Below are 4,715 nucleotides of genomic sequence, written 5' to 3' on the forward strand. Positions count from 1 at the left end.
AGGATGCAGTAGGTGATAACGCGGAGGTAAAAAATATCTTGTTAGCACCTAGTTGTAGCTCATATGATCAGTTTAAAAATTTTGAAGAGCGTGGCGAGTTGTTTATAAAATTGTGTAGTATCCTGTCACTCCGTGGCTTGACCACGGGGTCTAGTTAAAAATACTAAATAATATTAGTATTTTTTATTGTTTTTCTGGATACCGTGGTCAAGCCACGGAGTGACATCGAGGGTGTTTTCCGATCCATGCAATAACATTATAAATATAGCCATAATTAAATAACTATAATATGAATAACGAAATATCTAATAACTTTATAAAATTATGGTGGCGGAGTACCGATAGGCAAATAATAATTTCTTTAATTATCTTATTTGCTTTTAGTCTAATGCTTGTTACTACTTCAGGTTCAGCAGTAGCAAGTAGAATAGGTCTTGAAGAAAGTTATTTTGCATCTAGACAAATATTTTATTTAGCTACCGCTTCAGGACTTATATTATTATTTTCATGTCTTAATAAAAAATGGTTAAGGCGTTTTGCAATAGTTGGATTTATTGCTAGTATAGTTTTATTAATAGCAGTTAAATTTTTTGGCTATGAAGTAAAAGGCGCAGTGCGATGGATTAATATTCTAGGTCTATCTATTCAACCTTCGGAATTTATCAAACCGTTTTTTGCAGTTGTTACGGGCTGGATATTATCGCTAAAATTTAATGATGATTTTCCAAGTTTTACGATTTGTGTAATACTTTATTCTATTGTTGCTATTCTCTTAATTATTCAGCCGGATTTTGGAATGCTTGTAATGATTACAGCAGTTTTCGGTATTCAACTGTTTATTGCGGGTATGCCGATATTTTGGATTGTTTTAGCCGGTTTTTTAGGAATGATAGGAGTAACTATTGCTTATTTTTGGTTACCGCACGTAACGCAAAGAATTAATTCGTTTTTAGATCCAGATAGTAGCGAGAATTATCAAGTTAGTAAGTCTCTTAAGGCGTTTGAGTATGGCGGGTTATATGGACGAGGTCCAGGGGAGGGAGCAGTCAAGCAGGTACTACCAGACTCGCATACGGATTTTATTTTTGCTGTAGCAGGTGAGGAGTTTGGAGCTATTATTTGCCTTATTGTTATAGGTATATTTGCTTTTATAGTATTAAGAAGTCTTATTAAGTTATTAAACGAAACAGATAAATTTGTACAATTCGCTGCTAGCGGTATAATTGCACAATTAGGGCTTCAGGCAATAATTAATATGGGTGTGACTTTACATTTACTTCCTACTAAAGGTATGACATTACCGTTTATTAGTTACGGTGGTTCTTCAACGCTTGCAATAGCTATCGCTACCGGTATGCTTCTTGGCTTTACAAGATACCGAACGCCGTTAAATTCGTACAAAATTTGTAATATTGAAATATGAAAAAAATCATTTTGGTAGCAGGAGGGACGGGGGGACATTTTTTTCCGGCAGTTGCTCTTGGAGAAGAATTAATCAAACGTGGCTATGAAGTTCATTTTATTACTGATTTAAGATGCAAACAATATATAAAGCAGGATATGAAAGTAATTTTTCATATCCTAGATTTAAAACGCTCAGGTAATATTTTCTTGTTTTTACCTAGGTTATTAATTGCAGTTTTAAAATCTATTAAATTATTATATAATATGAAGCCTTCCGTTACTGTAGGGTTTGGCGGTTATCCTGTTATAGCTCCAATGTTTGCGGCAATTTTTTTAAGAGTACCGATTATAATTCATGAACAGAATTCTTACTTTGGAAAAGTTAATAAATTTTTTGCAAGCTTTGCTAAAAAGATAGCTATTTCTTATGAAAAAATAAAGAATTTACCGGAATTTGCAAAAAGTAAAATAGTAGTGACCGGTGGGGTAGTTAGAGAGAATATTAGGGAATTAAAGGTTATAGAAATGTCGTCCCGTGGCTTGACCACGGGGTCCAAAAAGTCTTTAATAAAAGCACTGGACTCCGTGGTTAAGCCACAGAATGATAAGCTTTTTACAATATTCATCTTTGGCGGTAGTCAAGGAGCCAAGTTATTTTCAGAGCTTATACCTGCAAGTATCCAAATTTTGATGCAAAAACAGCCAAGTCTTGAATTAAATATAATCCAGCAAGCGGCATTAGATGATCAAGTAAAAATAAAAGATATATACTCGAAATTAAACATTACCTATGAATTTGCTGAATTTTTTGATAATATGGCATTGCAATATAAAGAAGCCGATTTAGTAATTTCAAGAGCAGGAGCATCTACTATAGAAGAATTGACCTATATAGGGTTGCCGGCAATCTTGATTCCACTGCCTAGTGCTGCGGATAATCATCAATATTACAATGCACAATTATTGGAAGATAAAAAAACAGGATGGTGTTTAGAGCAGAATAATATTTCTGCAGGAAAATTAGCAGATAAAATACTCGATTTGATAAGTAATCCAAAAATATTAGAGGATGCTTCACAAAATTTATTAAACAGAAGAAAAGAAGGGCATAAGCTATTAAGTAACCTAATAGAAGAGGTGATTTAGATTTTGTTTTCCATCATTGCGAGGAAAGACTGTAAGTTTTGACAAAGCAATCTCGTGCTAAAGTCCTGAGATTGCCACGCTCCTTTTAGTCGCTTGCAATGATGGGGTGGAGGCATACAACAAGACCAAAAATACCTCAGAATAACAATAATTTAATTAAGCACATAGCAGTTCGGCTCTTTATTCTTGCAAGTTTGGCTATTATGTGGCATTAATCATATTAGACTTTCTGCATAACTTGCTTCTAAGGGTAATTTGTGCGTCGATCTGGTACTCGTATCCTCACGTACCAAAGCGTACGCTGCAGTGCTGCGTTCCGTGTCTTCTACAAATTCCTCCTTATTAGCTAAGTTGTACAGGAAGTCTAATAAAAGTTTTGGAATAATATAAATATATGTTAAAAAAAATTATAATATTATTTTTAGGAATGTTTTTACTTTCAGCTTGTACAGATAATTTTAGAAGCTATTTTCAAAGATCAGCAAATAACAGATTGGTTGATAGCAAAGGTGCTAAAGGTGGTAAGAGAAAACCTGTATATAATAATAAATATATTACTTTGGCTAAAAAGAATATAGTAGAAGATAATCTTGATTATGATAACGATGATGACTATGATAGTGATAGTCCTTTAAGAGGAGAAAGAATCGATCCTGTAAAGAGAAATCGTGAAATGTATCTTAAGATGATTAAAAGGGATATAGTAAGGCAAAAAGCAGAAGCCGGTTTCGCTGAATCCGATGATGATATGACTTTAAGTAGAGCGAATCAAAAGGTTAGAAAAGACGATAGCGATAAAGAAAAAAAGATACAAGAGGAATTAAATCAGATAAAAGCCATGCTTAGAGAAACTAAGCGTGATATATCAAAATATACTTGTCCAAATGCTGTAGTAAATCAAAATTATGTCCCGCCCGTTACAAATTATGAGCCTGTAAATTATCCACCGGTAAAAAATAGTAAGCCGTATAATAACAATTCTAAGGTAAAGCAAAAATTTATCCTTGAAGATGATAATAACGACAGTAATGTTTGTTCGATATAATAAGCCTATTCTTAGCTAAAAGCAGAAATCTCCAGTCTTTAGATATATAAAGCAATCTAGACAAGACACAAGCATTTATTAAATGACTACAGTATTTGTGTTGCTTACTCATTATAAAAGAAGCGGTAAGGACATACTAGAGTTTGTATCACCTTATTTATTAAAAAACGCATCTGATATGGAATATATTAAGGCATATATTCCTGAAGCATATATTAAATAAAAGAAAGTAATAAAAATGATGCTATGGAATTGCTTAGTAAACGAGAAGTAAGAGACTATTTAGATCAAAAGTCTTCTGAGTTAGTAAGCACATTGCCTGTACCGTCTACTCCTTCTACAACGGACATATTTAATTATTATAGTGATGAAATTACGGTTGTTGGAGAAGAGAAAACGATGCCGAATATTGAACACGCTTGATACCACTGTCACGCCGTAGCTTGTCCATGGGAGCTAGTCAAAAATACTAATATTATTAGTATTTTTAGTTATTTTCTGGATATCGTGGTCAAGCCACGGTATAATGCCGAACGAGTTTCTCGCGCCATACAACAACATTAAGATTTCCAATTTAATTCCGGATAGTTTCTAATTTCAGCTTTATAATTGCTATGCTTTAACCATTTCTTAGCTGTTTCTAAATATAGGCAAATTATCGGTGTGGTGTATAAAGAGTAAGTAATTGCAATGTGTGGGTAAACCTCCCACTACTGCAGGCCCTAGTGATCTTCTCTCTGTTCTTGTTGCTCCGACTCCAAGCACAATAGGTATAGTTCTCATTAAGGCAGCTAGGGTAGTTATCATAATCGGTCTGAATCGTATTAATACATGCTTTATAAATTGCTTTATGCCGAAGATTTATTGCCAGTTCTCTCAAGTTCTAAGGCAAAATCGATAATCATGATAGCGTTTTTCTTCACTATACCGATTAACATTATAAGTCCGACAAATCCGTACATATCAAGTTCGCTATTAAATATTAGTAGAGTGAGTAATGCTCCCAATATAGCGGTAGGTAGTCCTAAAAGTATAGTTATAGGATGCACAAAACTTTCATATAACATGCCAAGGATGATGTAAATAACTATATAACGGCAAGTCCAAGCAATAAGCCAAG

7 protein-coding genes and 2 pseudogenes are annotated in these 4,715 nt (G+C 33.8%); 6 read left to right on the plus strand and 3 right to left on the minus strand.

Annotation, left to right across the window (positions count from 1 at the left end):
- The 6 genes and pseudogenes from murD to BG75_RS08695 all read left to right on the plus strand — a co-directional run.
- A pseudogene (gene murD / locus BG75_RS09740) lies at positions 1 to 158 on the plus strand (UDP-N-acetylmuramoyl-L-alanine--D-glutamate ligase); the annotation flags it as partial.
- Positions 159 to 289: 131 nt separating this feature from the next.
- A complete protein-coding gene (ftsW, locus tag BG75_RS03385) occupies positions 290 to 1,423 on the plus strand; it encodes a putative lipid II flippase FtsW (RefSeq protein WP_062811447.1) in 1,134 nt (377 codons plus the stop codon).
- A complete protein-coding gene (murG, locus tag BG75_RS03390; RefSeq protein WP_062811448.1) occupies positions 1,420 to 2,550 on the plus strand; it encodes an undecaprenyldiphospho-muramoylpentapeptide beta-N-acetylglucosaminyltransferase in 1,131 nt (376 codons plus the stop codon). The genes ftsW and murG overlap by 4 nt, the downstream gene beginning before the upstream one ends.
- Positions 2,551 to 2,944: 394 nt before the next feature.
- Positions 2,945 to 3,595 carry a hypothetical protein gene (locus tag BG75_RS03395; RefSeq protein ID WP_062811449.1) on the plus strand — a complete coding sequence of 217 codons (651 nt, stop codon included), beginning with the start codon at positions 2,945 to 2,947 and terminating at the stop codon, positions 3,593 to 3,595.
- Positions 3,596 to 3,677: 82 nt separating this feature from the next.
- Positions 3,678 to 3,818, plus strand: a complete 141-nt coding sequence (locus BG75_RS08690) for a hypothetical protein (protein WP_196242473.1) — start codon at positions 3,678 to 3,680, stop codon at positions 3,816 to 3,818.
- A 23-nt stretch (positions 3,819 to 3,841) separates the two neighbouring features.
- Positions 3,842 to 4,018 carry a hypothetical protein gene (locus BG75_RS08695; RefSeq protein WP_196242474.1) on the plus strand — a complete coding sequence of 59 codons (177 nt, stop codon included), beginning with the start codon at positions 3,842 to 3,844 and terminating at the stop codon, positions 4,016 to 4,018.
- Positions 4,019 to 4,054: 36 nt separating this feature from the next.
- Here the strand turns inward: BG75_RS08695 and BG75_RS10805 are convergent.
- The 3 genes and pseudogenes from BG75_RS10805 to BG75_RS09745 form a co-directional block, all read right to left on the minus strand.
- Positions 4,055 to 4,156 (minus strand): annotated as a pseudogene (locus BG75_RS10805) (permease); the annotation flags it as partial.
- Between the two features lie 69 nt (positions 4,157 to 4,225).
- Positions 4,226 to 4,402 carry an AcrB/AcrD/AcrF family protein gene (locus BG75_RS07315; RefSeq protein ID WP_252903621.1) on the minus strand — a complete coding sequence of 59 codons (177 nt, stop codon included), beginning with the start codon at positions 4,400 to 4,402 and terminating at the stop codon, positions 4,226 to 4,228.
- Between the two features lie 41 nt (positions 4,403 to 4,443).
- The coding region (locus BG75_RS09745) for an efflux RND transporter permease subunit (protein ID WP_252903622.1) at positions 4,444 to 4,715 on the minus strand (272 nt) is incomplete at its 5' end.

The sequence above is a fragment of the Rickettsia endosymbiont of Proechinophthirus fluctus genome, from assembly GCF_001602635.1.
Taxonomy (GTDB): Bacteria; Pseudomonadota; Alphaproteobacteria; order Rickettsiales; family Rickettsiaceae; genus Rickettsia; species Rickettsia rickettsii.

Coding starts and splice junctions, on each gene's coding strand:
- ftsW (WP_062811447.1), top strand. CDS start 290: ATGAATAACGAAATATCTAATAACTTTATAAAATTATGGTGGCGGAGT.
- BG75_RS03395 (WP_062811449.1), top strand. CDS start 2,945: ATGTTAAAAAAAATTATAATATTATTTTTAGGAATGTTTTTACTTTCA.
- BG75_RS08690 (WP_196242473.1), top strand. CDS start 3,678: ATGACTACAGTATTTGTGTTGCTTACTCATTATAAAAGAAGCGGTAAG.
- murG (WP_062811448.1), top strand. CDS start 1,420: ATGAAAAAAATCATTTTGGTAGCAGGAGGGACGGGGGGACATTTTTTT.
- BG75_RS08695 (WP_196242474.1), top strand. CDS start 3,842: ATGGAATTGCTTAGTAAACGAGAAGTAAGAGACTATTTAGATCAAAAG.
- BG75_RS07315 (WP_252903621.1), bottom strand. CDS start 4,402: ATGATAACTACCCTAGCTGCCTTAATGAGAACTATACCTATTGTGCTT.